The 24168-nt window shown below is 63.2% G+C and carries 34 protein-coding genes; 3 read left to right on the forward strand and 31 right to left on the reverse strand.

Annotated features, from left to right (window positions below):
• Position 1: 1 nt before the first annotated feature.
• From JQ628_RS21460 to JQ628_RS21480, 5 genes are all read right to left on the reverse strand, one after another.
• Positions 2 to 391: a COG4315 family predicted lipoprotein gene (locus tag JQ628_RS21460; RefSeq protein WP_212225148.1), complete on the reverse strand. Its 390-nt coding sequence runs from the start codon at positions 389 to 391 to the stop codon at positions 2 to 4.
• A gap of 215 nt (positions 392 to 606) precedes the next feature.
• Positions 607 to 1038 (reverse strand): CBS domain-containing protein, encoded by a 432-nt coding sequence (locus JQ628_RS21465; RefSeq protein ID WP_212225149.1) that lies wholly within the window; start codon positions 1036 to 1038, stop codon positions 607 to 609.
• 126 nt (positions 1039 to 1164) lie between these two features.
• Positions 1165 to 1470, reverse strand: a complete 306-nt coding sequence (locus tag JQ628_RS21470; protein WP_212225150.1) for a hypothetical protein — start codon at positions 1468 to 1470, stop codon at positions 1165 to 1167.
• A gap of 74 nt (positions 1471 to 1544) precedes the next feature.
• A complete protein-coding gene (locus JQ628_RS21475) occupies positions 1545 to 2759 on the reverse strand; it encodes an amidohydrolase family protein (RefSeq protein ID WP_212225151.1) in 1215 nt (404 codons plus the stop codon).
• An 89-nt stretch (positions 2760 to 2848) separates the two neighbouring features.
• Positions 2849 to 4081, reverse strand: coding sequence for an RluA family pseudouridine synthase (locus JQ628_RS21480; RefSeq protein ID WP_212225152.1), 1233 nt, complete (start codon positions 4079 to 4081; stop codon positions 2849 to 2851).
• A gap of 124 nt (positions 4082 to 4205) precedes the next feature.
• On the opposite strand from JQ628_RS21480, the gene JQ628_RS21485 reads away from it, so the two are divergent.
• Together JQ628_RS21485 and JQ628_RS21490 are read left to right on the forward strand one after the other, a co-directional pair.
• On the forward strand, positions 4206 to 5147 hold the full coding sequence (locus tag JQ628_RS21485) for an alpha/beta hydrolase (RefSeq protein WP_212225153.1): 942 nt from the start codon (positions 4206 to 4208) through the stop codon (positions 5145 to 5147).
• A 14-nt stretch (positions 5148 to 5161) separates the two neighbouring features.
• Positions 5162 to 5359 carry a hypothetical protein gene (locus JQ628_RS21490; RefSeq protein WP_212225155.1) on the forward strand — a complete coding sequence of 66 codons (198 nt, stop codon included), beginning with the start codon at positions 5162 to 5164 and terminating at the stop codon, positions 5357 to 5359.
• A gap of 52 nt (positions 5360 to 5411) precedes the next feature.
• Here JQ628_RS21490 and JQ628_RS21495 read toward each other — a convergent pair whose 3' ends face one another.
• The 6 genes from JQ628_RS21495 to JQ628_RS21520 form a co-directional block, all read right to left on the reverse strand.
• Positions 5412 to 5702, reverse strand: a complete 291-nt coding sequence (locus tag JQ628_RS21495) for a helix-turn-helix domain-containing protein (protein ID WP_212225157.1) — start codon at positions 5700 to 5702, stop codon at positions 5412 to 5414.
• On the reverse strand, positions 5702 to 5974 hold the full coding sequence (locus tag JQ628_RS21500) for a type II toxin-antitoxin system RelE/ParE family toxin (protein WP_212225367.1): 273 nt from the start codon (positions 5972 to 5974) through the stop codon (positions 5702 to 5704). Before JQ628_RS21500 ends, JQ628_RS21495 begins: the two co-directional genes overlap by 1 nt.
• Positions 5975 to 6097: 123 nt before the next feature.
• The gene (locus tag JQ628_RS21505; protein WP_212225159.1) at positions 6098 to 6799 is read right to left on the reverse strand and encodes a tetratricopeptide repeat protein; all 702 of its coding nucleotides are present in this window, start codon (positions 6797 to 6799) and stop codon (positions 6098 to 6100) included.
• Entirely contained in the window at positions 6796 to 8136 is a 1341-nt protein-coding gene (locus JQ628_RS21510; RefSeq protein ID WP_212225161.1) for a replication-associated recombination protein A, read from the reverse strand. The genes JQ628_RS21505 and JQ628_RS21510 overlap by 4 nt, the downstream gene beginning before the upstream one ends.
• Complete coding sequence (locus JQ628_RS21515) at positions 8133 to 9530, reverse strand: DegQ family serine endoprotease (protein ID WP_212225163.1); 1398 nt, start codon at positions 9528 to 9530, stop codon at positions 8133 to 8135. Before JQ628_RS21515 ends, JQ628_RS21510 begins: the two co-directional genes overlap by 4 nt.
• Before the next feature lie 70 nt (positions 9531 to 9600).
• Positions 9601 to 9978 carry a winged helix-turn-helix transcriptional regulator gene (locus tag JQ628_RS21520; RefSeq protein ID WP_212225165.1) on the reverse strand — a complete coding sequence of 126 codons (378 nt, stop codon included), beginning with the start codon at positions 9976 to 9978 and terminating at the stop codon, positions 9601 to 9603.
• 166 nt (positions 9979 to 10144) lie between these two features.
• Here JQ628_RS21520 and JQ628_RS21525 point away from each other — a divergent pair, with 166 nt between their 5' ends.
• On the forward strand, positions 10145 to 11158 hold the full coding sequence (locus JQ628_RS21525; protein ID WP_212225167.1) for a zinc-binding alcohol dehydrogenase family protein: 1014 nt from the start codon (positions 10145 to 10147) through the stop codon (positions 11156 to 11158).
• A 28-nt stretch (positions 11159 to 11186) separates the two neighbouring features.
• On the opposite strand, the gene hisC is transcribed toward JQ628_RS21525, so the two are convergent.
• The 20 genes from hisC to rplN form a co-directional block, all read right to left on the reverse strand.
• Positions 11187 to 12263: a histidinol-phosphate transaminase gene (gene hisC / locus JQ628_RS21530; protein WP_212225169.1), complete on the reverse strand. Its 1077-nt coding sequence runs from the start codon at positions 12261 to 12263 to the stop codon at positions 11187 to 11189.
• On the reverse strand, positions 12260 to 12586 hold the full coding sequence (locus tag JQ628_RS21535) for a DUF1330 domain-containing protein (RefSeq protein WP_212225171.1): 327 nt from the start codon (positions 12584 to 12586) through the stop codon (positions 12260 to 12262). The genes hisC and JQ628_RS21535 overlap by 4 nt, the downstream gene beginning before the upstream one ends.
• A gap of 8 nt (positions 12587 to 12594) precedes the next feature.
• Complete coding sequence (locus JQ628_RS21540) at positions 12595 to 13389, reverse strand: SDR family NAD(P)-dependent oxidoreductase (RefSeq protein WP_212225173.1); 795 nt, start codon at positions 13387 to 13389, stop codon at positions 12595 to 12597.
• Between the two features lie 176 nt (positions 13390 to 13565).
• On the reverse strand, positions 13566 to 13982 hold the full coding sequence (gene rplQ, locus JQ628_RS21545) for a 50S ribosomal protein L17 (RefSeq protein WP_212225175.1): 417 nt from the start codon (positions 13980 to 13982) through the stop codon (positions 13566 to 13568).
• Positions 13983 to 14099: 117 nt separating this feature from the next.
• The gene (locus JQ628_RS21550; RefSeq protein WP_212225176.1) at positions 14100 to 15128 is read right to left on the reverse strand and encodes a DNA-directed RNA polymerase subunit alpha; all 1029 of its coding nucleotides are present in this window, start codon (positions 15126 to 15128) and stop codon (positions 14100 to 14102) included.
• Positions 15129 to 15244: 116 nt separating this feature from the next.
• The gene (gene rpsK / locus JQ628_RS21555; RefSeq protein ID WP_212225178.1) at positions 15245 to 15634 is read right to left on the reverse strand and encodes a 30S ribosomal protein S11; all 390 of its coding nucleotides are present in this window, start codon (positions 15632 to 15634) and stop codon (positions 15245 to 15247) included.
• 99 nt (positions 15635 to 15733) lie between these two features.
• On the reverse strand, positions 15734 to 16102 hold the full coding sequence (gene rpsM / locus JQ628_RS21560; RefSeq protein WP_212225180.1) for a 30S ribosomal protein S13: 369 nt from the start codon (positions 16100 to 16102) through the stop codon (positions 15734 to 15736).
• Positions 16103 to 16285: 183 nt separating this feature from the next.
• Entirely contained in the window at positions 16286 to 17080 is a 795-nt protein-coding gene (locus JQ628_RS21565; protein ID WP_212225182.1) for an adenylate kinase, read from the reverse strand.
• Positions 17077 to 18276 (reverse strand): preprotein translocase subunit SecY, encoded by a 1200-nt coding sequence (locus tag JQ628_RS21570; RefSeq protein ID WP_212225184.1) that lies wholly within the window; start codon positions 18274 to 18276, stop codon positions 17077 to 17079. Before JQ628_RS21570 ends, JQ628_RS21565 begins: the two co-directional genes overlap by 4 nt.
• Positions 18273 to 19604, reverse strand: a complete 1332-nt coding sequence (gene secY / locus JQ628_RS21575; RefSeq protein WP_212225186.1) for a preprotein translocase subunit SecY — start codon at positions 19602 to 19604, stop codon at positions 18273 to 18275. Before secY ends, JQ628_RS21570 begins: the two co-directional genes overlap by 4 nt.
• Positions 19605 to 19752: 148 nt before the next feature.
• Entirely contained in the window at positions 19753 to 20241 is a 489-nt protein-coding gene (gene rplO, locus JQ628_RS21580) for a 50S ribosomal protein L15 (protein ID WP_212225188.1), read from the reverse strand.
• Between the two features lie 79 nt (positions 20242 to 20320).
• Positions 20321 to 20515 carry a 50S ribosomal protein L30 gene (gene rpmD, locus JQ628_RS21585; RefSeq protein ID WP_212225190.1) on the reverse strand — a complete coding sequence of 65 codons (195 nt, stop codon included), beginning with the start codon at positions 20513 to 20515 and terminating at the stop codon, positions 20321 to 20323.
• A gap of 23 nt (positions 20516 to 20538) precedes the next feature.
• Positions 20539 to 21114 carry a 30S ribosomal protein S5 gene (rpsE, locus tag JQ628_RS21590; protein WP_212225192.1) on the reverse strand — a complete coding sequence of 192 codons (576 nt, stop codon included), beginning with the start codon at positions 21112 to 21114 and terminating at the stop codon, positions 20539 to 20541.
• Positions 21115 to 21227: 113 nt separating this feature from the next.
• Positions 21228 to 21587 carry a 50S ribosomal protein L18 gene (rplR, locus tag JQ628_RS21595; protein WP_212225194.1) on the reverse strand — a complete coding sequence of 120 codons (360 nt, stop codon included), beginning with the start codon at positions 21585 to 21587 and terminating at the stop codon, positions 21228 to 21230.
• A gap of 11 nt (positions 21588 to 21598) precedes the next feature.
• Positions 21599 to 22132, reverse strand: coding sequence for a 50S ribosomal protein L6 (gene rplF / locus JQ628_RS21600; RefSeq protein ID WP_212225196.1), 534 nt, complete (start codon positions 22130 to 22132; stop codon positions 21599 to 21601).
• A gap of 13 nt (positions 22133 to 22145) precedes the next feature.
• Positions 22146 to 22544, reverse strand: coding sequence for a 30S ribosomal protein S8 (rpsH, locus tag JQ628_RS21605; RefSeq protein ID WP_212225198.1), 399 nt, complete (start codon positions 22542 to 22544; stop codon positions 22146 to 22148).
• A gap of 12 nt (positions 22545 to 22556) precedes the next feature.
• Entirely contained in the window at positions 22557 to 22862 is a 306-nt protein-coding gene (gene rpsN / locus JQ628_RS21610; protein ID WP_212225201.1) for a 30S ribosomal protein S14, read from the reverse strand.
• A 42-nt stretch (positions 22863 to 22904) separates the two neighbouring features.
• Positions 22905 to 23462 carry a 50S ribosomal protein L5 gene (rplE, locus tag JQ628_RS21615; protein WP_212225204.1) on the reverse strand — a complete coding sequence of 186 codons (558 nt, stop codon included), beginning with the start codon at positions 23460 to 23462 and terminating at the stop codon, positions 22905 to 22907.
• Positions 23455 to 23769, reverse strand: coding sequence for a 50S ribosomal protein L24 (gene rplX / locus JQ628_RS21620; protein ID WP_212225206.1), 315 nt, complete (start codon positions 23767 to 23769; stop codon positions 23455 to 23457). Before rplX ends, rplE begins: the two co-directional genes overlap by 8 nt.
• Complete coding sequence (rplN, locus tag JQ628_RS21625) at positions 23769 to 24137, reverse strand: 50S ribosomal protein L14 (protein WP_006611848.1); 369 nt, start codon at positions 24135 to 24137, stop codon at positions 23769 to 23771. Before rplN ends, rplX begins: the two co-directional genes overlap by 1 nt.
• Positions 24138 to 24168: the final 31 nt, after the last annotated feature.

Below are 24168 nucleotides of genomic sequence, written 5' to 3' on the forward strand. Positions count from 1 at the left end.
CTTACGGCGTGGCGATATGCCAAGCACCATTCAGCTTGCCGTCGCCGTCGACATCGCCGGGCGCCTTGTCGTTCTTCCAGGTGTAGAGCGGACGGCCCTTGTAGGCCCACATCTTCTTGCCGTCGTCGCGCGCGACGATCGTCCAGTCGCCGGACGCCTTGTCGCTGCCTGAGGCGAGCAGCACCGGCCAGTTCTCCGCGCAGGTGCCGTTGCACGCGGATTTGCCGGGAACATCCTTGTCCTTGTCGAAGACGTAGAGCGTCATGCCCTTGGCATCGACCAGCGCCTTGCCTTTCGACGTATCGGCGACCTTTGCGGGCGCCGTCTGCGCCACCGCGGCCGTCGCCATCACGATTGCGCCGATCAGCGCGATACCTGCACGTTTGATCATCAACGTTGTTCCTTCTTGATGAATGAAGATCACGTTTGGCGAACCCCTGCCGTGGACGACTATTCCGAACCAAATTTTTCGTGCGAAGCGGAATAAATGCGCATTAAGGAAGGGAAGGAGCAGTCAGCCGGTTCCGCGACGAGCGCGAACGGGCGGCGCGGTCAATCCAGTCGAGGCCAGCGGCCGCGGCGCCATCCAGATATGTGCCGATGCGATCAACGCGCGGCGGCGTAGACATCCCGCAAGACGTTCGTCTCCAGCTCCAGATCTTCCAACCGGTGCTTGACCACATCGCCAATACTGACGATGCCGACCAGCTTGCCTCCGCGTACCACCGGCATGTGGCGTACGCGATGATGCGTCATCAGCTTCATCACGCGAACAACGCTGTCGTCCGGGGACACAGTGGTCACGCCATATTGCATGACTTCCTTCACCAGCATCGACTTGGCCGCCTCACCATGACGGGAAAATGCATCCACGATTTCACGCTCGGAAATCAGACCGGCAATGGCGTTTTCGCTCGTCACCACCAGGGCGCCGATGTTCTTTGCGCGGAGCCAGTCTGCCGCTCTCTTGACGCTGGCATCCGGCGCGATTGTCGCAACATCGGTGCCTTTCCGCCTCAGAATGCTTTCGATGGTCATAGCCTCCTCCTTGAGAGTGGCCCAGCCGCCTGTCCCTTCATGTCATGGAACCGGTTCTCCCCGGCACGGCACCAAACATATCATATGGGTGGGAGGCAGTCAGCGAGCATCACGATCGCGCAACTGCTAGCGGTTGGCACAGGAGCGCGAATAGGCGGCCCGATCGGCCGGATCGAGGCCAGCGGCAGCGGCATCGTCGAGGCATGCGCCGATGCGGTCGCCGAACGAGGCGCTTGGAGCGGGGCTGATATAGGGCGACGGCGCAGGCGCATCCATCTGCGGAATCGCCGGCACCTCGATTTTCGGCGGTGGCGGCGGCGATGGCAGCGGCGGATTGAGCGTTGAGGATCCCGGCGGAATGAACTGCGCCGACGCCGGGCTTGCGAGAGCGGCCAACAAGACAGCGCCAAGAATCAGCGAAGCGAGTTTCATGGAATAGAGGTCGTGCTCCCCTGGCGAGACCGCAAGGAAGCCGGCTCTAAATTAATGTTGAATCAGCCTGCCTTTCACGGCTTCTGATAGATCACCTGCCCGGCGCGGATGGTGACGGCGACTTTTGCGAGATTACGGACATCTGCGATGGGATCGCCATCCAGGATCACGAGATCGGCATCAAAGCCCTGCTGCACTCTTCCTTTCGAGGTGGCCTTGAAATAGCCCGCGGGATTGGTGGTGAGCGCGGCCAGCACCTGGGACCCCCTGAGCGCGCGGTGCATCAGTTCGTATTCGGTCGTGGTGTCGTACAGTTTCGTGAAACCGACATCGGTGCCGAACAGGACCTTCCCGCCATTCTCCGAGAAGGCCTTGAGTTGCTGGACGGCGCTATCGACCAGTCGCGCGGATATCTCGGGCGGGATCGGCAGCTTTGCAAACAGCGACAGTGTGGGGATCAAAGCAATGTTCTGCTGCTTGAACCGCTCGAGTTGCTCGGCTGTGTAATTTGCTCCCGGCGCGGTGTGGGCCATCACGTCCGCACCGGCGGCGATCACGGCGTCCACGCCCGCCCTGTTCTGCGGATGGGCGAACGCCGGTTTTACCCACGCGTGCACGACGTCGACCCCTGCCTTGGCAATGGCGGCATCCATGTTCACGACGGCCTTGTCTTCGCCTTTGAAGACGCCGGTGAAGAGCTTCAAGCCGTCGAGCCCCATCTGCATATAGCTTCGCGCCAAGTGCTCCGCCCGCTCCGGCGTAGCGGCCTCAGGTAGTTGCATCTCGGGCGGGAGATAGATGGGGTGTCCATCTCTCGGGAAAATGCTGCCGGCAAAGAAGATATTCGGGCCCAGCACTTCCCCGGCATTGATCCGCTTGCGCAGCGCAAAACCATCGGTTGGATCAGAGCCGAGATCCCACACTGTTGTGACGCCCCACTTCGTCAGCATCGCCTGCATGTGCGCCGTGAGCGAGGCAGCCGGTGCCTCGGCGGCATTCTTCCACACCGCTTCCGTCAAGTGGACGTGGCTGTTCCAGAAGCCGGCGACGATCGTCTTGCCGGTGCAATCGATCATGCGCGCGTCCGGGGGGATTTGCACCTCACTGGCAGGCCCGACGGCGGTGATGGCGCCGGACGACATCACGATCACGGCGTCGGCCAGCGGCGCGGCCTCAGGTGTGGCGTAGACCGTCCCGCCTTTCAGCACCAGCGTCTGGGCGTCGGCCGCAACGCCATATGCGAGCGTCAGAAGAGCAAGGAATGCCGCGCCCAACCACTTCCGGATCATCGAAACACCTTTTCGAACCAGCGAAGCCCGAAAACTAATCGATCAACACGACGGCGTTTTGATCGATATTGCTGCGCCGGCCGCGGACCTCACTCCTCCGGGGCGTTCTCGATCGGATCAAAACGGTCGGCTTCCAGCCCCAGCAGATTCCAGGATTGCAGCATGTGCGGCGGCAAGGGCGCAGTGGCGTCGATCACGCCACCACGCGGATGCGGGATGACGATGCGGCGCGCCAAGAGATGCAGGCGGTTCTGCAAACCACCCGGCAGCTCCCAGTTCTCCTTGTTGAAATACTTGGGGTCGCCGACGATGGCGTGATCGATATGCGCCATATGCGCACGCAGTTGATGGGTGCGCCCTGTGACCGGCTTCAGCGACACCCAGGCGAGCTTTGTCGCGGAAGTTTCGACAACCGCGTAATAGGTCACCGCGTGGCTCGCGCCCTCGTCGCCATGTTTGGCGATTACCATGATGGTGTCGTCCTCACCCTCGTCCTTCGCAAGGTAGGTCGAGATACGGCCCTGCTTCGGCTTTGGCACGCCTGCCACCAGCGCCCAGTAGATTTTTCGCGCCGAGCGGTGGCGGAACGCGCCGGTCAGATGCGTGGCGGCAAAGCGCGTCTTGGCAATCAAAAGGCAGCCGGACGTTTCCCGATCGATCCGGTGCACGAGGCGCGGCTTCTGCCCCTTGGCATCGCGCATCACTTCCAACATGTCATCGACGTTGCGCGTGATGCCGCTTCCGCCCTGCACGGCGAGCCCCGCCGGCTTGTTCAGGACCAGGACGTCGTCATCCTCGTAGAGCGTCATTTCCTTCAGCGCGGCCAGCGTCTTCTGCGCCGCCTCGGAGAGCACGCCTGGCACCTTCGGCGCATCGAGCCGCAACGGCGGAATGCGGACGCTCTGCCCCTCCTCCAGCCGGTCCTTGCTGTCGGCGCGCTTGCCGTTGACGCGCAGCTCGCCTTTGCGGACGATCCGCTGAATATGGGAGAACGACAGGCCCGGAAAGCGCGCCTCGAGAAAGCGGTCGACCCGCATGTTGTTCTCGTCGGCGGTGACGGTGACGGTCTGGACCTTTGTCGGGAGTTTTGGCTCGGCGGCGGGCTCTTCGCGGAAAGGCTGTGGCTTGTCCCTGCGCGGTTCGGCAAAGCGTGCCGGCTTTCCACTGGGACGATGGCCCTGCGGGCGATCGTCACGGCCCGGCTCGCCCGGCTTGCGGCTGCGGAAAGGCCGAGCGCCCTTACTGCCTCCCTTGCTGGCTCCTTTGGGCCGATCGCCTGCATTGCGCGACTTCGCAAGCGGTTTCCGGTCGCGGCGACTCATGCTGATTTCGGCTCCATTTTGCGCTATTGGCGTAGCGCAAATGCGCGGGGCCGTCACGACGGAATCGGTGCAAATTGCCCGCGATATCGGTCATGTCAGGCGAACAAGAAACGGGAGAATGGGGATGGCAGGCGTAAGGTTGGCTCTGGCTGCGGTAGTGGCGCTGGTGATGAATCCGGCCTGGGCGCAGCAAAGCCCGATGTCGGAGGAACTCGCCTGGAAGCTGCTGGAGCTCGGCCGTGTCGTCGACCCGCCGAAGACGGCGGCGCTCTATGCGCCGATGCAGGAGAAGGAGCCGTACACGGGCGTCAAGGTCGAGCGCGACGTGAAGTACGGCCCCGCTGAACGCAACCTGCTCGATGTATTCATGCCGGAAGCAAGCACCGCCGCCCGGCCCGTCCTGATCTATGTTCACGGCGGCGGCTTTGTCGCCGGCAACAAGCGCAACCCCAACAGCCCCTTCTACGACAACATCATGTTGTGGGCGGTGAAGAACGGCTTTGTCGGCGTCAACACGACCTACCGGCTGGCGCCGGCTTCTCCCTGGCCCGCGGGTGCGGAAGACCTTGCGAGCGTCGTGCAGTGGGTGACGAAAGAGATCGCCGCGCGCGGCGGCGATCCTTCGCGCATCTACCTGATGGGACAATCCGCCGGCGCCGTTCACGTCGCGGGCTATGTTTCGCATCCCGAGCTGCACAAGGTGAAGGGCGGCGGCCTTGCCGGAGCCATCATGGTGTCCGGCCTCTACGATCTCACCGCGTCCCCGGTCGGCGACGCCGAACTGGCCTATTTCGGCTCCGATTCCTCGCGCTATTCGGAGCGTTCATCGGTCAAGGGTCTCATCGCCAGCAAGACGCCGCTGATGATCACGGCCGCCGAGCTCGACCCGCCCCGCTTCATCGAGCAGTACGAACTGGTGAAGCAGGCGATCTGCAAGGGCCCGAACGGCTGTGCACGCACCTTCATGCTGCCGCAGCACAGCCATATGTCAGAGGTATATTCGATCAATACCGTAGATACGCGGCTGACCGATCAAATCCTGGAATTCGTGAAGACGGGGAAATAGCCGGGACTGGCCAGATGAAAGTCGAAGAAATCGCTGAAGCAGTTAGCCGGCTAACGCCGGAGGAACTGGCGCGCTTTCGCCGCTGGTTCACCGCCTTCGAGTCGGGCCGCAGCAATCATGCCGAAGAGCTCGACTCCACGGCGACCAAGCTCGGCCGCTTTGCCGGCCGCGCCTTTGCCGAATTGAAAAAGCGCACAAAGGACCGGGAGTAGCGACGCATCGTGCCACCAGGTTGGTGGAACTCACGAGACAAGAAAATAGCCGTCAGGTCAGCTCAACTCGTAGCGTTCGCCCAACGGCGTTCGCTGCACGGCGCAACGTCTCCAAAGTTACCGATGGCGTGGCAGGATCCAACAGCCGGTCAAGTTGGCGCCGGCTGGTTTTCATGCGCTCCGCCATGGCGATCTTGGTGATGCCTTGCGCTTTCATCGCTTCGGCCAGTTGTTCGGCGATGATCTCCTTGATGGCGCGCTCTTCACATGATCCGAGCATGCCCTGCTCTTCAAGAAACTCGTCGAACGTTTCCTTGCTCACGCGCGCTTTCTTCCTCACCATCACGTCACCTCTTTCTTGCGCTTCAGCGCGAGTTCTATGTCTTGCTGCGGTGTCTTCTGCGTCTTCTTGATGAAGCCGTGCAACAGAACCATGAAGCCATCGCCCATGCAGAAGATAACCCGCGCAATCCGGTTGCTATCGAGATCGCTTCGTACTTCCCACAAGCCATTCCCCAACGGGGCACAATGGGGACGCCCGATCGGCCAACCGAATTCTACCTTTTGAATGTCCTTCCCAACTGTCCTGCGGTCTTCGGCAGGCAGATCGAGAATCCATTCGCGAACAGGGTTGCGGCCAGCCGGGCTGACATAGAAGCGCGCGGGAAGCTTTTTTTTCGCGGTCGATCATCCAGCTCGCCTAATGTGCCATTTTTGGCACATCTTTGCAAGACCCGCCTATTTGCACTGCGCCGTGGTTTTAAGCTTCGCCAGATCGACCTTCGCGTTGGCCGACGGCCGCAGCTTCATCGCTTCGTCGGCGGCGGCGCAAGCCGCATTGTTGTCGCCGTTCTGCTGGCGCGCCCAGGCGAGGTTGATCCAGGCATCGCCGAAGTCGGGCGCATCCTTCACGGCCTGCTCCAGCACGGGCTGCGCCTCTTTCGGCCGCTTGTCGACGAGAAGCACCCGGCCGTAATCGGCATTCAGCATCTTCAGCGGATTGGGCTGCTTGCGCGCGATCCGGTAAAGCTCTTCTGCAAACGCAGTATCCTTGAAGCGGATTTGGGCGACCACCGCGAGGCCGTGATAGACGACGCTCTGCTCGGGATCGACGAGGAAGGCCTGATTGAAGCGTTGCGCCGCCTCGCCGTACCTTCCTCCGGCGAGCGCGCGCCAGCCGCGTTTACTGACTTCGTCCAGCGCCTTTTCGCGCGAACCCGTCGCTTCCACCAGCGCCTTGACGAACTTGTCGTCCGCCTCGCGCTGCTCGGCGGTCTTCGCCTCAAAACCGAAAAACGGCTGCTCGTTGGCGGGCGCGGAATAGCTGTGCTTCGTCACCTGAATGCCGGGCGCGAGCTGCACCGTCTCCGCCGATGCGAAATGCGCAAAGCCCGCTGCGGCGAAAAACCCCAGCGCCAGTGTCTTGAGACGTCCGTTCATTCCTGTCCTCCGCCCCGCTCCCGCCGGAGCCGGGCCCAGTAATCGAGCCGCTTCCTGATCTCGCGCTCGAAGCCGCGATCGGGCGGGTCGTAAAAGGTCTGGCGCCCGAGCGCTTCCGGAAAATAGTCCTGACCGGAGAACGCATCAGGCGCATCATGGTCATATTCGTAGCCCGAACCGTAGCCTTCGGATTTCATCAGCTTGGTCGGCGAATTGAGAATGTGCTTTGGCGGCAGCAGCGAGCCCGCCTCCTTGGCGGTGCGCATGGCCGCGCCAAACGCCTTGTACGCGGCGTTCGATTTCGGCGCAGTCGCGAGATAGATCACGGCTTGCGCGATCGCCAGTTCGCCTTCGGGAGAGCCGAGGAAATCATAGGCATCCTTGGCCGCGGTGCAGACCGCCAGCGCCTGCGGATCGGCAAGACCGATGTCTTCCACTGCCATCCGCACGACACGGCGCGCGAGGAACAGCGGGTCCTCGCCCGCATCGAGCATGCGCGCGAGATAATACAGCGCAGCATCCGGATCGGAGCCGCGCACGGATTTATGCAGGGCCGAAATGAGGTTGTAATGGCCGTCGGCGGATTTGTCGTAGATCGGTGCGCGGCGTTGCAGGATTTCCTGGAGCTGCGCCGCGTTGAACACCTCGTCCTTGCGCGCGGCGCGCCAGACTTCCTCGGCGAGCGTCAGCGCGGCGCGGCCGTCGCCATCGGCCATCCGCACCAGCACGCCGCGCGCCTCCGCATCGAGCGGCAGCTTTTTGCCCTCGATCCTTTCGGCGTGCGCAAACAGCTTCTCGACCGCGGCGGCGTCGAGTGAATGGAACACCAGCACGCGTGCGCGCGACAGGAGCGCCGCGTTGAGCTCGAAGGACGGATTTTCCGTGGTGGCGCCGACCAGCACCACGGTGCCGTCTTCCATCACGGGCAGGAAAGAGTCCTGCTGGGCGCGGTTGAAGCGATGCACCTCGTCGACGAACAAGAGCGTGCCCTTGCCGGTCTCGCGGCGCGCGCGGGCCGCGTCGAACACTTTCTTCAGATCGGCAACGCCGGAAAACACCGCGGAAATCTGCTCGAAATGCAGTTCAGTCGCATCCGCCAGGAGGCGCGCGACCGTGGTCTTGCCGGTGCCGGGCGGCCCCCAAAACACCAGCGAGCCGAGCGTACGCGTCTCCAGCATGCGCGTCAGTGCGCCGTCGGGACCGAGGATGTGGTCTTGCCCTACGACATCGGAGAGCTTTTGCGGACGCAGGCGATCGGGCAGCGGACGCGGCGCATCCTGCTCCATCCCTGCCGCGGCAAAGAGGTTCGGTGACGATTGCGGTCGCTTCGGGCTCATCCGCCGAGCGTGACGTTGATCTGCTGACCGCCCCGCACCACAACGATGCGCCACAACCGGGACGAGGCCTTTGCGGCCTTGTCGAGATCGCTGGTCTTGGCGATCTTCTGGTTGTTCACGTTCAGGATGATGTCGCCTTTCTGGAAGCCGACACCGGCCGCGGGCGCGCCGTCTTCGAGATCGACCACCACGACGCCTTCCGCATTGCTGTCGAGCCGCAGCTCTTCAGCGACCGCCGGCGAGATGTTGGCGACCTTGGCGCCCTGGAACGGCGAGCGCGCAGAGATCGTGATCTCGTCGCGGTTGGTATCGGGCGCGACCTCCAGCGGGATGTTGACCTTGATGGTCTTGCCGCCGCGCTGAACGTCGATCTGGGCAGTGCCGCCGAATGGCCGGGTGGCAAAGCGGTAGTCGAAGGCGTTGGGATCGTCGATGGTCTGGCCATCGATGGCAACGATCAGGTCGGACAATTTCAGCCCTGCCCGCGCCGCCGGGCTGCCGGGCGCGACATTGGCGACCAGCGCGCCGGTCGGCAGCCGCAGGCCGAGCGACTCGGCGATCTCGGGCGTCACCGCTTGCAAGCGGGCGCCAAGCCAGGGCCGCTTCACGGCCTTGCCGCCGCTCTTGGCGGAGGCGACCACCACGCGCACCATGTTGGCGGGAATCGCAAAGCCGATGCCCTGCGAGCCTCCGGAGCGCGAGAAGATCGCGGTGTTGATGCCGGCAAGGCGTCCACTCAGGTCGACCAGCGCGCCGCCGGAATTGCCGGGATTGATCGCGGCGTCGGTCTGGATGAAGAACTGGTAGTCGGTGATGCCGACCTGCGTGCGCGCCAGCGCCGAAACGATGCCGTGCGTCACGGTCTGGCCGACGCCGAAGGGGTTGCCGATCGCGAGCACGACGTCGCCGACCAATAGCTCGTCGGAATTGGCGAAATCGAGCGTTGCGAACTTTTCCTTGCTGTCCTTGACGCGCAGCACCGCCAGATCGGTGCGGCTATCCTTCAGCACGATTTCGGCTTCGAATTCGCGCTTGTCGGCGAGCGAGATTTTGACCTGATCGGCGCCCTCGATGACGTGGTTGTTGGTGACGACGAGGCCTGACTGATCCACCATCACGCCGGAGCCGAGCGAGCGCTGCATCTGTTCCGGCTGGCGGTTGCCGGGGATGCCGAAGAAGCGGCGAAAAATCGGATCGTCGAGCAGCGGATTGCGGTTCTGCACGGTCTTGCCGGCATAGACGTTGACCACCGCGGGCTGCGTGCGCTGGACGATCGGCGCAAAGGAAAGTTTCAGCTCGGCCGGCGAAGCCGGCACGCGGCGATCCTGCGCCTGGGCCGGCATGGCGGCGGCAGCGACGATCAGCAAAGCGGCGAAAGAGCGGAGCAACGTCATGCAGAAATCCCAAAATTGATTGGCCAGATATAGTCGCGGGGCGCTGGCGGGAGAAGTCAAACGCGGGCGATCAGGCCGCGCGATCGGGTAGCGGCACCATGTCCGGATCGGGCCCGCAGGATAGCCGTTCCCGGTGCTTTTCGCCCCAGGCCTTCAGAATGTCGATGACCGGGCGCAAGCTCTCGCCGGTTTCCGACAGGCGGTATTCCACCCGCGGCGGAACCTCGGCGTAGACGGTGCGGATGATCAGCCGGTCGTCCTCCAGCGCGCGGAGCTGCTTGGTGAGCATGCGCTGGGTGATTCCCGGCATCAGGCGGCGAAGCTCGCCAAAGCGCTGGGTGCCGCTTTGCAGGTGGTAGAGGATGACGCCCTTCCACTTGCCGTCAATCAGATCGAGGGTCGCTTCCACCGCGCAGCCGGGTCGATGGGCGAAATTCCGCCGTTTCATGGCTGATTTTCCCAATAGTATCCAAACAGGGACTAATTCCCAAAATTTACAGTACTTGCCAAGTGGACGCTACCCCGACACTTATTCCGGCACCCTTGGTTTTGGGCATGAGCTTGTCGGAAAACCGGTACCCACTTTTCCGGCTCATGCCGTAGAGGAGACCCGAATGAAGGCCGTCGGATACCAAAAATCGCTCCCCGTCGAGGACGCAAATTCCCTGATCGATTTCGAGACCGCAAAGCCCGAACCGAAGGGGCGCGACATCCGTGTGGCGGTGAAGGCGATCTCGGCCAACCCGGTCGACTACAAGGTGCGCAAGCGCGCCGCGCCGCCGGAGGGCGAGTACAAGATTCTCGGGTTTGACGCCGCCGGCGTGGTCGATGCGGTTGGATCCGACGTGTCGCTGTTCAAGCCGGGCGACGAAGTGTTCTACGCCGGCTCGATCCTGCGCCAGGGCACCAATTCGGAATTCCATCTGGTCGACGAGCGGATCGTTGGCCGCAAGCCAAAATCGCTGTCGTTCGCGCAGGCCGCCGCCCTGCCCCTCACCTCGATCACCGCCTGGGAACTGCTGTTCGACCGGCTTGGCGCGGTGCCCGGCAAGAGCGTCGATCCGCGCACGCTGCTGATCACCGGCGGCGCCGGGGGCGTCGGCTCGATCCTGATCCAGCTTGCGCGCCGGCTCACCGGCCTGACGGCCGTCGCCACCGCGACGCGGCCGGAGTCGCAGAAATGGTGCCTTGATCTCGGCGCGCATGCGGTGATCGATCACGGCAAGCCGATGAAGGAGCAGATCGAGAAGCTGAAAGTACCGCCGGTGGCGCTGGTTGCCAGCCTCACCTACACCGACCAGCACTACAAGGCGATCGCCGACTTCATGGCGCCGCAGGGCAAGTTCGGCCTGATCGACGATCCCCCGGAGTTCACCATGAGCGTCTTCAAGGGCAAGGCGATCTCGGTGCACTGGGAATCGATGTTCACGCGCTCCTCGTTCCAGACGCCGGATATGATCGCGCAGCACATGCTGCTCAACGATGTCGCCGACCTCATCGACAAGGGCGTCTTGCGCACCACGCTCGACCAGACCTTTGGCACGATCAACGCGGCGAATCTGAAGCGCGCGCACGCGTTGCTAGAGAGCGGCAAGTCGCGCGGGAAGATCGTGCTGGAGGGATGGTAGACGCCGCCGTGGCGGGTTGCGCCTTCGGCTAACCCGCCCTGCGATCTCTGCCCAGGATCTGCGACAGGGCCGAAAACAGCCGGTCGATTTGCTCATCGCTACCCACGGTCATCCGCAGATAGTCCGAGATGCGGGGAGCGGTGAAATGGCGGACGATCACCGCCCGCTGACGCAGCGCAGTGGCCAGCGCCGCGCCATCATGCGCCGGATGACGCGCGAACACGAAGTTGGCGGAGGACGGCAGCACCTCGAAGCCAAGCTGCTCCAGTCCGCTATTCATCCGCTCGCGCCCTTCGATGACGGCAAGCCGGCTCTGTTGAAACCAGGCTTCGTCCTCCAGGGAGGCAATGGCGCCCGCCTGAGCCGGCCGGCCGAGAGGATAGGAGTTGAAGCTGTCCTTCACGCGGGTGAGCGCCTCGATCAGGCCGGCATCGCCGATCGCGTAGCCGACCCGCAGCCCGGCGAGAGCCCGCGACTTGGACATGGTTTGAACGACCAGGAGATTGTCGTGGGATGCGACCAGCGGAATCGCGGTCTCGGCGCCGAAATCAACATAGGCCTCGTCGATCACCACGGGAGCGTCGGGGTGCTCGTCCAGCAAGGCGGCGATCTCGTCCCGTGACAACGCAATCCCTGTCGGCGCGTTCGGATTGGGCACGATGATGGCGCCGGCCGGCCGGCGATAGTCGGCAACGCGGACGCGCATCGCCTGATCGAGCGGCACGGCCTCGCAGGCGATGCCGAACAGGCGGCAATAGACCGGGTAGAAGCTGTAGGTGATATCCGGAAACAGCAATGGCGCATCGTGCTTCAGCAGCGCAGCGAAGGTGTGCGCCAGCACCTCGTCCGAGCCGTTGCCGACGAACACCTGCTCGGGCCGCACCCGATGGTAGCTGGCCAAGGCAGCCCGCAGCGCGGTGGCCAGAGGGTCGGGATATAGCCGCAGCGCGTCGGTCGCCTCCTGGCGGATCGCTTCCAGGACCCGCGGGGAAGGACCGAGCGGATGCTCGTTGGTGTTGAGCTTGACCAGGTCCGCCATGCGCGGCTGCTCGCCCGGTACATAGGGCGTCAGGTCATGCGTCAGCCTGCTCCAGAATCGGCTCATGTTCTGTCCGGATCGCTGCGACCCGAGGCCGCTACCGGCACACCCTCCACGAAAATCAGCCGTCGCTCAAGCGCCGTCCGCCGCAGCTTGAGCGCTTTGGCATATTCGCGCGAAGCGTACCATTCCCGCAGCCGCGCCATCGACGGGAATTCGACGACGATGATGGTCTTCGGCGGCGGGCCGCCTTCGACGGTCTCTGCCGCGCCGCCGCGGACCAGATAGCGGCCGCCATACCGCGCGATGGTTTGCGCCGCCATCGTGCGATAGGCATCGAATTCTGCCGCATCCTTCATCTCGACTTCGGAGATGGCGTAGGCGGGCATTTACGGCCTCACGCGATCGTGTCGAGAATGCCGCCTTCGGCGCGGACCGCTGCGCCGTTGGTCATGGCCGCCTCCTTCGAGGCGACGAAGACCACGATGTTGGCGATCTCGTCGACGCCGGCAAAACGCTGCACCAGCGAGCTCGGGCGATGCTGCTTCACGAAATTGGCGGCGGCCTCCTGCTCGGATTGCTTGTTCTGCCTGGCGACGCCTTTGAGGAAAACCTCGACGCCTTCCGTCAGGGTCGGGCCGGGCAGCACCGAATTGACGGTGACGCCAGTGCCTTTCGTCAACTTGGCAAGTCCGCGCGAGATGCCGAGTTGCGCGGTCTTGGTCATGCCGTAGTGGATCATGTCGGTCGGGATGTTGATGCCGGATTCCGAGGAGATGAAGATGATGCGGCCCCAGTTGCGCTTGAGCATGCCCTTCATATAGGCGCGCGACAGGCGTACGCCGGACATGATGTTGATCTCGAAGTAGCGGCTCCACTCCTGGTCCGGGATATCGAAGAAATCCTTCACCTCGAAGATGCCGGTGTTGTTGACGAGGATGTCGACCTCGGGCGCTGCCGCCACCAGCGCGTTGCATCCGGCTTCCGTTCCGACATCCGCGGTGACGCCGCTGATCTTTCCCGAAGGCTTTGACGCTGAAAGCGCCCGCACCGCCGCATCCACCTTGTCCTGGCCTCGCCCGTTGACGATGACGCCGGCGCCCGCAGCGGCAAGGCCCTTTGCGATCGCCAGCCCAATGCCTGCGGTCGAGCCGGTGACGAGCGCCGTCTTTCCTGAAAGATCGATTTTCATTTTTTGGCTCCGCAATGTGAGGTGATGTGCCCGGCGGCGTGACCGCCGCCCGCATCCACGATAAGCAAGCCGTGCGCCGCTGCTTCAGCGAATGCCATCAAGATTTCGAGATCGCACTTTTCCAACAAAAAACGGCGCCCGGAGGCGCCGCTTTCGAATTTCTTGACCGTACCGGCTTACGCCGCCTCGGCTTCCTTTTCCTGTGTCGGGCCGGAGTCCTGGCCCTTGGCGTCGACGTCGCGGTCGACGAACTCGATCACGGCCATCGCGGCATTGTCGCCATAGCGGAAGCCGGCCTTGATGATGCGGGTATAGCCGCCCTGGCGGTCCTTGTAGCGCGGCGCCAGCACGTCGAAGAGCTTCTTGACCTGGTCGACATCGCGCATCTCGGAGATGGCCTGGCGACGCATGGCGAGGCCGCCCTTCTTGCCGAGCGTCACGAGCTTCTCGACGATCGGACGGAGCTCCTTGGCCTTCGGCAGTGTGGTGACAATCTGCTCGTGCTTGATCAGCGCGGCGCACATGTTGGCGAACATCGCACGGCGATGCTCGGCGGTGCGGTTGAGCTTGCGATGAACCTTGCCGTGACGCATTGGACTATTCCTTCTTCAATTGTGTCGCGTGGTTCAGCGACAAGTTTCTCAGGTGGGCTTCCTGCGTTCGCCCAAAAATGTAGCGGCCGGAAAACCGGCCGCTACGGTGACGTCAACTCAGTAGTGATCCTCGAAGCGCTTGGCGAGCTCGTCGATGTTCTCCGGCGGCCAGCCCGGCACTTCCATGCCGAGGTGCAGACCCATCTGGGCCAGCACTTCCTTGATTTCGTTCAGCGACTTGCGGCCGAAGTTCGGGGTGCGGAGCATTTCCGCTTCGCTCTTCTGCACGAGGTCGCCGATATAGACGATGTTGTCGTTCTTCAGGCAGTTGGCCGAACGCACCGACAGCTCGAGCTCGTCGACCTTCTTGAGGAACGCCGGGTTGAAGGCGAGATCGGGGATGATCTCCTGCGCGACTTCCTTGCGCGGCTCCTCGAAGTTGACGAACACGTTGAGCTGATCCTGCAGGATGCGCGCGGCATAGGCCACGGAGTCATCCGGCGTGATCGCGCCGTTGGTCTCGATCGTCATGGTCAGCTTGTCGTAGTCGAGGATCTGGCCCTCGCGGGTGTTTTCGACCTTGTAGGAGACCTTGCGGACCGGCGAGAACAGGCTGTCGACCGGAATCAGGCCGATCGGCGCATCCTCGGGACGGTTGCGCTCGGCAGCGACATAGCCCTTGCCGGTGGTGACGGTGAACTCCATGCGGATCTCGGCGCCCTCGTCCAGGGTGCAGATCTGTAGATCCGGATTGAGCACTGTGACATCGCCGACGGTCTGGATGTCGCCGGCGGTGACGACGCCCGGGCCGGACTTCTTCACGACCATGCGCTTGGGGCCTTCGCCCTGCATCTTGATCGAGATGTCCTTGATGTTGAGCACGATGTCGGTGACGTCCTCGCGAACGCCAGCGATCGAGGAGAACTCGTGCAGCACGCCGTCAATGTGCACCGACTGCACGGCGGCGCCCTGGAGCGAGGACAGCAGGATGCGGCGCAGCGCGTTGCCCAGCGTCTGGCCGAAGCCGCGCTCGAGCGGTTCGGCGACCAGGGTCGCGAAACGGGCGGGGTCGCTGCCGGGCATGACCTGGAGCTTGTTCGGTCGAATCAGTTCTTGCCAATTTTTCTGGATCGTCACTGTCTTCACCCATACGGGCCGGTCGATTTGCGCTAAATCACCGGCGTTGGAAATCGCGGATCAGTCCGCGCACATATTCCAAACCAAATCGCTGGCGGCGCGCTGCCGCCGGCGACGAAAACAAATCAAACGCGCCGACGCTTGCGCGGACGGCAACCATTGTGCGGGATCGTGGTCACGTCACGGATCGAGGTGACGGTGAAACCCGCAGCCTGTAGCGCACGAAGCGCCGACTCGCGGCCCGAACCGGGGCCTGCAACTTCCACTTCCAGAGTGCGCATGCCGTGTTCCTGCGCCTTCTTGGAAACGTCTTCAGCCGCGACCTGCGCGGCATAAGGGGTCGACTTGCGCGAACCCTTGAAGCCCATCGTGCCGGCCGACGACCAGGCAATCGTGTTGCCCTGCGCGTCGGTGATGGTGATGGTCGTATTGTTGAACGACGAACTTACGTGCGCGATGCCGGAAGCGATGTTCTTGCGTTCGCGACGGCGTACGCGGGTGGCGTCCTTGCCCATTCCAAAACCTTTCCTGTGATCTCAACACCGCCGTAATGCCAGCGGCTACACCTGAGCGGCGATCCGAAAATCGCCGCTCCTGAATCTTCAATTCGAAACTTACTTCTTCTTGCCGGCGATCGCCTTGGCCGGACCCTTGCGCGTACGCGCATTGGTGTGGGTGCGCTGGCCGCGCACCGGCAGACCGCGGCGATGGCGCAGGCCGCGATAGCAGCCGAGGTCCATCAGACGCTTGATGTTGATGCCGACTTCGCGGCGCAGGTCGCCCTCGACGAGATAGTCGCGGTCGATCACTTCGCGGATCTGGAGCACTTCCTGGTCCGAAAGCTGGCTGACGCGACGATCCATCGGGATCTTCACCTTCTCCATGATCTCGTTCGCGTTCTTCTGGCCGATGCCATGGATGTACTGGAGCGCGATCAGCACGCGCTTGTTGGTCGGGATATTGACGCCGGCAATACGGGCCACGGACTTCTCTCCTGTCGCCGGCACCAGGGCCGGACCTCTGATTGTGTTAGCTCGGGCAGGTGTCCACAAACGCGAACACGACGCCCTAACCCCTTGGTTTCCCGGGGCCCGGCATCGTCTGATAACTATCCGATCTGGATGCGGGGCTTATTAAGGGATTGTGACCGGTTTCGTCAACCGATTCTAACGCTTAGCTCGCTTTTTCGTGACCTTTTTGGCGGCCTTGACCGGCCTGCGGGCCACTTTCCCCTTGGCGGGCTTGGCGACCTTCGTAGCGGCCTTTTTTGCCCCCTTGGAGGCCTTTTTGGCGGCCTTGGCGGGTTTTTTGACGGCTTTGGCCACCCTGGCCCGCTTGGCCTGGGCCTTCTTGGCGGCCGCCCTGGCGTCGGCGGCGTCGATGGCGGCCAGAATCCGGTTAATTTCCCGGGTCACCTGCTCGATGGTCAGCATGCCGTCGACCGTCAGCAGCTTCCGCCGTTCCGAATAATAGTGGATCAGCGGTTCCGTCATGGAACGGTACTGGGCCAGCCGCTTGGTCAGCACTTCCGGGGTGTCGTCGATACGGACTTCCTCGCCCCGGGCGCGCATCTCGGCGACGCGGCTCTCGACCCGCTGCAACAGCGCGCTCTCATTGACGCGCAGCTCCACCACCGCATCGAGCTTGATGTGCTTCTTCTTCAGGAGTTCGTCGAGCGCTTCCGCCTGCGGCACGGTGCGCGGAAAACCGTCGAGGATAAAGCCGTTCTTCATGTCGGGCTGGTCGAGGCGATCGGAAATGATGCCGATCACGATCTCGTCCGGCACGAGGCTTCCGCTCGCCATGATCTCCTTGGCTTGCATTCCAACCGGCGTACCGGCGGCGACCGCCGCCCGCAGCATATCGCCGGTGGAGAGCTGGATGATGTCATGCTTGGCCACCAGCCGCTGCGCCTGCGTCCCCTTGCCCGCGCCCGGCGGCCCCAGAAGAATCAGTCTCATAAATATTCGCCCCCAGGCTTGGTGAGCGAATACCCGCGCACCTGCGTTTCGAGATCAAGAATAGTGCAAACCACAATCAGTGCCGACCCACCACCAAAAAAATAGGGCAGTTCGCCATAAGCGACCAGAGCCTCCGGAATCACCGATATGGCCGCGAGGTAGACGGCACCGATAACGGTCGTCAACGTTACCACGCGGTCGAGATAAGCGGCGGTCGGCTCGCCCGGCGCGACATCCGCAATCGCGCCACCCTGCTCTCGCAACGTATTCGCGGCGCGCTCGGGATCGAGCACGCAGGCGGTGTAGACAAATGCGAGCACGAACACCGCGATGGCTCCGACGATCATGTGGGCGGGCCGGCCGAACTGCATGTGGTCGAAGGCAACGGCGAGCCAGGGCGTCTGGCCGAAGATGAAGGTCGCGAGCGCGAGCGGCAGATAGAAGACCCACGGCGTCACCGTCGAAGGGATCAGGAATCCGGCGCTGTTGAGCTTGATCGGCAGAACGGAAGAGCGTGGAGGCAGCAGGCGCGAGCCGGCCTGCCGGGCCGCGTACTCGACCGCCACGTTCCGCCGCGCGCGTTCGACGAGGATGACGACGATCACCATCGCGCTCGAGATTCCGCCGGCGAGCAGCGCCACGTTGGCCGAAATGCCGCCCCGCCTGACAAGCTCGAGCGTGCCGGCAACTTCTGCCGGAAGCGTGACAACGACGCCGACGAACAGGATAAGCGCGATTCCGTTGCCGATGCCGTGGCGGGTGATCTGCTCGCTGAGCCAGACCAGGAAGAACACACCGCCGGTCAGCGTTGCCGTCGCCGACAACAGGAACCAGCCGCCGGGCTCGGTGACGAGGCCGGGAATGCTCTGGATGCCGGAGGCGACACCGAACGACTGGAACGTCGCCAGCAGCAAGGTGAGGATCAACGTGGCGCGGGAGATTTTGCGGCGGCCGGCCTCGCCCGATCGTTCGAGCGCGCCCACCCTGCCCCACACGACGGAGATGAGCTGGATGATGATCGCGGCGGTGATGTAGGGGATGAGTGAGAGGGAGAGGACCGACAGGCGGGCGAGGATGTTGGTCGAATTCAGGTCGGCTCGCACAGAGAGACCCGCAAGCGGGATATGACTGCCGAGCCGAAAGATGAGCAGCGCGCCGATCGTAATGGCGATGCGGCGCGCCAGCTCTAACCTCATCGACGGCGGCCCCGCAGCTTCGACTTGCGGATCAACCCTTCATATTGATGCGCCAGCAGATAGCCCTGCACCTGCGCCACCGTATCCATCGTCACGCTGACGACGATGAGCAGCGAGGTGCCGCCGAAGTAGAACGGCACCGAGGCGTAGGAAATCAGGATTTCCGGAATCAGACAGACGATCGCGAGGTAGACGGCGCCGAGCACGGTGATGCGCGACAGCACGTAGTCGATATATTCGGCGGTGCGCTCGCCCGGCCGGATGCCCGGGATGAAGCCGCCATGCTTCTTCAGATTGTCGGCGGTCTCGGTCGGGTTGAATACGATCGCCGTGTAGAAGAAGGCGAAGAACACGATCAGGCTGAGATAGAGCGCGAGGAACAGCGGACGGCCGTGGCTGAGCTGCGTGATCAGCCACTGCATCCATTCCGGTCCCGAGCCGGCATTGAAGTTGGCGACCGTGGTCGGCAGCAGCAGCAGCGAGGACGCGAAGATCGGCGGAATCACGCCCGAGGTGTTGAGCTTGAGCGGCAGATGCGAGGACTGGCCCTCGAACATCTTGTTGCCGACCTGGCGCTTCGGATACTGGATCAGCAGGCGCCGCTGCGCGCGCTCCATGAACACGATGAAGGCGATCACGGCGACCGCCATCACCATCACGATCAGGATCAACCCGGTCGACAGCGCGCCCTGACGGCCGAGTTCCAGCATGCCGGCGAGCGCCGACGGCAGCTCGGCGACGATGCCGGCCAGAATGATCAGCGAGATGCCGTTGCCGATGCCGCGCGAGGTGATCTGCTCGCCCAGCCACATCAGGAACATGGTGCCGCCGGTCAGCGTGATGGAGGTCGACAGCAGGAAGAACAGGCCGGGTTCGCTGACGACGTTGCCTGCGCCCTGGAGGCCGATCGCAATGCCGTAGGACTGGAACGCCGCCAGGATCACCGTGAGATAGCGGGTGTACTGGTTGAGCGTCTTGCGGCCCGCCTCGCCTTCCTTCTTCAGCGCCTCGAGCTGCGGCGAGACGGTCGTCAGGAGCTGGATGATGATCGATGCCGAGATGTACGGCATGATGTTCAGCGCAAAGATCGCCATGCGGTTGATGCCGCCGCCGGCGAACATGTTGAACATGCCGAGAATGCCGCCGGCCTGAGAGCGGAACACCTGCTCCCAGGCGTTGGGGTCGATGCCGGGCAGCGGAATGTAGGTGCCGAGCCGATAAACAAGCAGCGCACCCAGGGTGAACCAGATGCGCTTCTTCAGTTCGTCGGCTTTTGCCAGCGCGCCGAAATTGAGGTTTGCCGCCAGTTGTTCTGCTGCTGAGACCATGTCTTGGTTTTCTCCCGCCGCCCCCTTTGCCGTGGCCTGAACCCTCAAGGCCTTCGGCAGACGCCGGACATTATCTGGTGCTCGGCTTCGATAAGTCCATCGTTCTAAAGCGAAACTGCCCGCGTGCCGCGGGCAAATGACGCAGTTGTTACGCGGCCTCGCCTTCGTCCTTTTCGACTGGCGCCAGGATTTTGACCGTGCCGCCCGCCTTCTCGACCGCCGCGATCGCGGACTTGGAGGCGCCATGCACCTCGATGTTGAGCTTGGCCTTGAGCTCGCCGCGGCCGAGCAGCCGCACGCCCGCCTTGGAACGGCGCAGCACGCCCGCCTTCACCAGCGATTCCGCGTTCACGGTATCCTTGGCGTCGATCTGCTTGCTGTCGATCGCCTGCTGGAGCCGGTCGAGATTGATCTCGGCAAACTCGACGCGGAAGATGTTGTTGAAGCCGCGCTTGGGCAGCCGGCGATGCAGCGGCATCTGGCCGCCTTCAAAGCCCTTGATGCGCACGCCCGAGCGCGCGGTCTGGCCCTTGCCGCCGCGGCCCGAGGTCTTGCCCTTGCCCGAACCGATGCCACGGCCGACGCGCATGCGCTTCTTGCGCGAGCCGGCGTTGTCGGCGATATCGCTGAGCTTCATCGTTCGCTTCCTTATTCTTCGAGCACGATCTTGACCGAAAACCGGTCCCCACTTTTCGGGATCGTGCTTCCTCCTGTAATTACTTCTCGCCGACGACGCGGACGAGATGTTGAACCTTGGTGATCATGCCGCGAACTTCCGGGGTGTCCGGCAATTCGGCGGTGCGACCGATCTTGTTGAGCTTGAGGCCGATCAGCGTCGAGCGCTGCGAGTGATGGCGGCGAATCGCGCTGCCGGTCTGCTCGACCTTGATCGTCTTTGCGGCCTTGGCCATCGTCTTAACTCCAAATCGAAGTGTTAGTCCGCCGCAGCTTCGGCGTCACCGCCGACGCGGCGCGATTGCAGGGCGGAAACCTTGATGTTGCGGCGTGCGGCCACTGAACGCGGGCTATCCTGGTGCTTGAGCGCATCGAAGGTGGCGCGAACCATGTTGTAGGGGTTCGACGAGCCGATCGATTTTGCGACCACGTCCTGGATGCCCAGTGTCTCGAACACCGCACGCATCGGGCCGCCGGCGATGATGCCGGTACCGGCCGGGGCAGCGCGCAGGTAGACGCGGCCGGCGCCGTGACGGCCGGCGATGTCGTGATGCAGCGTGCGGCCCTCGCGCAGCGCCACGCGCGTCAGGTTGCGCTTGGCCGATTCGGTCGCCTTGCGGATCGCTTCGGGCACTTCGCGCGCCTTGCCGTGGCCGAAACCGACCCGGCCCTTCTGGTCGCCGACCACGACCAGCGCAGCAAAGCCGAAGCGCTTGCCGCCCTTGACGACCTTCGCCACGCGATTGATGTGGACGAGCTTGTCGACGAACTCGCTGTCGCGCTCCTCGCGCTCCCTGCTCCGTTCGCGTCCGCCGCGTTCGCGTTCACCTGCCATGGTGTTTTCCAATCTCTAGAGGGCTAACCGCCCCGTCCTTGTAAGTACCAAAAACTCTTTAGTTTAAGCGTGATCTTTCCCGAAAACCGGTTCCCACTTTTCGGGATCATGCTCTAGAAGCTGAGCCCGCTCTCGCGCGCGGCATCGCCGAGCGCCTTGACGCGCCCGTGATAGAGATAGCCGCCGCGATCGAACACGACTTCCTTCACGCCCTTCTGCACCGCGCGCTCGGCAAGCAGCTTGCCGACCGCCTTGGCCGCATCGATGTCGGCGCCGGTCTTGCCGGTCTCGCGCAGGGTCTTTTCCAGCGACGAGGCGGAAGCCAGCGTCTCGCCCTTCTGGTCGTCGATGACCTGGGCGTAGATGTGCTTCGACGAGCGGAACACCGACAGACGCGGACGTCCGTTGGCGGAACGGCGCAGCGATTTCCTCACACGCTGCTTGCGCCGGGCATTCGTGACCTTCAATGACATGACCGGCTCCGTTACTTCTTCTTGCCTTCCTTGCGGAAGATGAATTCGCCCACGTACTTCACGCCCTTGCCCTTGTAGGGCTCCGGCGGACGATAGGCGCGGATTTCCGCGGCGACCTGGCCGACGCGCTGGGAATCGTTGCCCGACACCGTGATTTCGGTCGGCTTCGGCACGGCGATCGTGATGCCTTCCGGAATCGCATAGACCACGTCGTGGCTGTAGCCGAGCGACAGTTGCAGGTTCTTGCCCTGCATCGCGGCACGGTAGCCGACGCCGGTGATTTCCAGCTTCTTCTCAAAACCCTTGGTGACGCCCTCGACGAGGTTCGCGACCTGGGCGCGCGCGGTGCCGTACATCGCCTGCGCGCGGTTGGTCTTGGCGCGCGGGGCAACCGTGATCTTGCCGTCCGCGAACTTCACCTCGACGTCGTCGTGCGCGACGAACTGAAGCTGGCCCTTCGGCCCCTTCATCTTCACCGTCTGCCCGTCGACCGTCGCGGTCACGCCGGACGGGATCGTTACAGGCCTTTTGCCAACTCGTGACATGGCTGATCCTTCCTCAGAACACCGTGAAGAGAACTTCGCCGCCCACATTCGCTTCGCGCGCTTCGTGGTCAGCCATAATTCCCTTCGGCGTCGACAACACCGAAATGCCGAGACCGTTGTTCACGCGCGGCAGGTTCTTGACCGAGACGTAGACGCGACGTCCCGGCTTCGACACCCGCTCGATCTCGCGAATGACAGGCTCGCCGTCGAAATACTTCAGCTCGATCTCGAGTTCGCTGCGGCCCGAGGCGTGGTCGACGCTGGCATAGCCGCGGATGTAGCCCTCGGTCTTCAGCACTTCGAGCACGTTGGCGCGCATCTTCGAGCCCGGCGACGAAACCTTGGGCTTGGCGCGCATCTGCGCGTTGCGGATGCGGGTGATGAGATCACTGATCGGATCGTGCGTTGACATGTCCGACCCTCCTTACCAGCTCGACTTCACGAGCCCGGGAACCAGGCCCTTGGAGCCGAGTTCACGCAGCGCGATGCGCGAGAGCTTGTTCTTGCGATAATTCGAGCGCGGACGGCCCGAAATCTCGCAGCGGTTGCGGATGCGGGTGGCCGACGAATTGCGCGGCATTTCGGCGAGCTTCAGGGTGGCGGCGAACCGCTCTTCCATCGGCCGCTTCTTGTCGGCGATGATCGCCTTCAGCTTCGCGCGCGCGGGGGCGGCGTTCTTCGCCATGCGCTTGCGCCGGTTGTTCTTCTCGATCGAACTCTTCTTTGCCATGCTTGGCTCCTGGGTTTCCGCGTTTGAGAGGCCTTCAGCCCCTCACTGCCGGAACGGGAAATTGAATGCGGTCAACAAGGCCCTCGCCTCGTCGTCGGTCTTGGCGGTCGTGCAGACCGTGATGTCCATGCCGCGGGCTTCCGAGACCTTGTCGAAATCGATCTCCGGGAAAATGATGTGCTCCTTGATGCCGAGCGAATAGTTGCCGCGGCCGTCGAAGCTCTTCGGGTTGAGGCCGCGGAAGTCGCGCACGCGCGGCAGTGCGACGTTCACCAGGCGATCGATGAACTCGTACATATGGGCCTTGCGCAGCGTGACCTTGCAGCCGATCGGCTGGTTCTCGCGCAGCTTGAAGGTCGAGATCGCGATCCGCGAATAGGTCACGACCGCCTTCTGCCCTGCGATCATCGACAGTTCGCCGGCGGCGGTCTCGGCCTTCTTGCGGTCGTTGACGGCATCGCCGACGCCCATGTTGAGCACGACCTTGTCCAGGCGCGGCACCTGCATGACGTTGGCGTAACCGAACTTCTCGGTCATCAGCCCGCGGATCTTCTTGTCATACTCCGCGCGCAGGCGCGGCACGTAAGCTGTATCAGCCATCGATCTCTGCTCCGGTGCTCTTGGCAACGCGAACCTTCTTGCCATCGGCCTGAATCTTGAACCCGACGCGGGTCGGTTTTCCGTCCTTGCCGACATAGGCGATGTTGGACAGATGGATCGGCGACTCCTTGGAGATGATGCCGCCTTCCTGGTTCTGGGTCTGCTTCTGGTGGCGCTTGACCATGTTGACGCCGCGCACCAGCGCCTTGTTCTCGTCGGGACGCACTTCGAACACTTCGCCGGTACGGCCCTTGTCGCGGCCGCTCAGCACGATGACCTTGTCACCCTTGCGGATCTTGGCAGCCATCACAGCACCTCCGGCGCGAGCGAGATGATCTTCATGTGGTTCTTGGCGCGCAGCTCGCGCGGCACCGGCCCGAAGATACGGGTGCCGACCGGCTCCGACTGGTTGTTGATCAGCACGGCGGCGTTGCGGTCGAAACGGATCACCGAACCGTCGGCGCGGCGGATGTCCTTGCGGACGCGCACCACGACGGCCTTCATCACGTCGCCCTTCTTCACCTTGCCGCGCGGAATCGCTTCCTTGATCGACACAACGATAATGTCGCCCACGGTGGCATAGCGGCGCTTGGAGCCCCCAAGCACCTTGATGCACATGACACGGCGTGCGCCTGAATTATCGGCCACGTCGAGGTTGGTCTGCATCTGAATCATTGATGCACCTCGTCCTCTTTCTGCGCTTGTT

Source organism: Bradyrhizobium lablabi (assembly GCF_018129385.1).
Classification (GTDB): Bacteria; Pseudomonadota; Alphaproteobacteria; order Rhizobiales; family Xanthobacteraceae; genus Bradyrhizobium; species Bradyrhizobium lablabi_C.

Bases quoted from the DNA above. Each gene is read 5' to 3' on its own strand.
- JQ628_RS21460 (WP_212225148.1), bottom strand. From the start codon at position 391: ATGATCAAACGTGCAGGTATCGCGCTGATCGGCGCAATCGTGATGGCG.
- JQ628_RS21465 (WP_212225149.1), bottom strand. From the start codon at position 1,038: ATGACCATCGAAAGCATTCTGAGGCGGAAAGGCACCGATGTTGCGACA.
- JQ628_RS21470 (WP_212225150.1), bottom strand. From the start codon at position 1,470: ATGAAACTCGCTTCGCTGATTCTTGGCGCTGTCTTGTTGGCCGCTCTC.
- JQ628_RS21475 (WP_212225151.1), bottom strand. From the start codon at position 2,759: ATGATCCGGAAGTGGTTGGGCGCGGCATTCCTTGCTCTTCTGACGCTC.
- JQ628_RS21480 (WP_212225152.1), bottom strand. From the start codon at position 4,081: ATGAGTCGCCGCGACCGGAAACCGCTTGCGAAGTCGCGCAATGCAGGC.
- JQ628_RS21485 (WP_212225153.1), top strand. From the start codon at position 4,206: ATGGCAGGCGTAAGGTTGGCTCTGGCTGCGGTAGTGGCGCTGGTGATG.
- JQ628_RS21490 (WP_212225155.1), top strand. From the start codon at position 5,162: ATGAAAGTCGAAGAAATCGCTGAAGCAGTTAGCCGGCTAACGCCGGAG.
- JQ628_RS21495 (WP_212225157.1), bottom strand. From the start codon at position 5,702: ATGGTGAGGAAGAAAGCGCGCGTGAGCAAGGAAACGTTCGACGAGTTT.
- JQ628_RS21505 (WP_212225159.1), bottom strand. From the start codon at position 6,799: ATGAACGGACGTCTCAAGACACTGGCGCTGGGGTTTTTCGCCGCAGCG.
- JQ628_RS21510 (WP_212225161.1), bottom strand. From the start codon at position 8,136: ATGAGCCCGAAGCGACCGCAATCGTCACCGAACCTCTTTGCCGCGGCA.
- JQ628_RS21515 (WP_212225163.1), bottom strand. From the start codon at position 9,530: ATGACGTTGCTCCGCTCTTTCGCCGCTTTGCTGATCGTCGCTGCCGCC.
- JQ628_RS21520 (WP_212225165.1), bottom strand. From the start codon at position 9,978: ATGAAACGGCGGAATTTCGCCCATCGACCCGGCTGCGCGGTGGAAGCG.
- JQ628_RS21525 (WP_212225167.1), top strand. From the start codon at position 10,145: ATGAAGGCCGTCGGATACCAAAAATCGCTCCCCGTCGAGGACGCAAAT.
- hisC (WP_212225169.1), bottom strand. From the start codon at position 12,263: ATGAGCCGATTCTGGAGCAGGCTGACGCATGACCTGACGCCCTATGTA.
- JQ628_RS21535 (WP_212225171.1), bottom strand. From the start codon at position 12,586: ATGCCCGCCTACGCCATCTCCGAAGTCGAGATGAAGGATGCGGCAGAA.
- JQ628_RS21540 (WP_212225173.1), bottom strand. From the start codon at position 13,389: ATGAAAATCGATCTTTCAGGAAAGACGGCGCTCGTCACCGGCTCGACC.
- rplQ (WP_212225175.1), bottom strand. From the start codon at position 13,982: ATGCGTCACGGCAAGGTTCATCGCAAGCTCAACCGCACCGCCGAGCAT.
- rpsK (WP_212225178.1), bottom strand. From the start codon at position 15,634: ATGGGCAAGGACGCCACCCGCGTACGCCGTCGCGAACGCAAGAACATC.
- JQ628_RS21565 (WP_212225182.1), bottom strand. From the start codon at position 17,080: ATGAGACTGATTCTTCTGGGGCCGCCGGGCGCGGGCAAGGGGACGCAG.
- JQ628_RS21570 (WP_212225184.1), bottom strand. From the start codon at position 18,276: ATGAGGTTAGAGCTGGCGCGCCGCATCGCCATTACGATCGGCGCGCTG.
- secY (WP_212225186.1), bottom strand. From the start codon at position 19,604: ATGGTCTCAGCAGCAGAACAACTGGCGGCAAACCTCAATTTCGGCGCG.
- rplO (WP_212225188.1), bottom strand. From the start codon at position 20,241: ATGAAGCTCAGCGATATCGCCGACAACGCCGGCTCGCGCAAGAAGCGC.
- rpmD (WP_212225190.1), bottom strand. From the start codon at position 20,515: ATGGCCAAGGCCGCAAAGACGATCAAGGTCGAGCAGACCGGCAGCGCG.
- rpsE (WP_212225192.1), bottom strand. From the start codon at position 21,114: ATGGCAGGTGAACGCGAACGCGGCGGACGCGAACGGAGCAGGGAGCGC.
- rplR (WP_212225194.1), bottom strand. From the start codon at position 21,587: ATGTCATTGAAGGTCACGAATGCCCGGCGCAAGCAGCGTGTGAGGAAA.
- rplF (WP_212225196.1), bottom strand. From the start codon at position 22,132: ATGTCACGAGTTGGCAAAAGGCCTGTAACGATCCCGTCCGGCGTGACC.
- rpsH (WP_212225198.1), bottom strand. From the start codon at position 22,544: ATGTCAACGCACGATCCGATCAGTGATCTCATCACCCGCATCCGCAAC.
- rpsN (WP_212225201.1), bottom strand. From the start codon at position 22,862: ATGGCAAAGAAGAGTTCGATCGAGAAGAACAACCGGCGCAAGCGCATG.
- rplE (WP_212225204.1), bottom strand. From the start codon at position 23,462: ATGGCTGATACAGCTTACGTGCCGCGCCTGCGCGCGGAGTATGACAAG.
- rplX (WP_212225206.1), bottom strand. From the start codon at position 23,769: ATGGCTGCCAAGATCCGCAAGGGTGACAAGGTCATCGTGCTGAGCGGC.
- rplN (WP_006611848.1), bottom strand. From the start codon at position 24,137: ATGATTCAGATGCAGACCAACCTCGACGTGGCCGATAATTCAGGCGCA.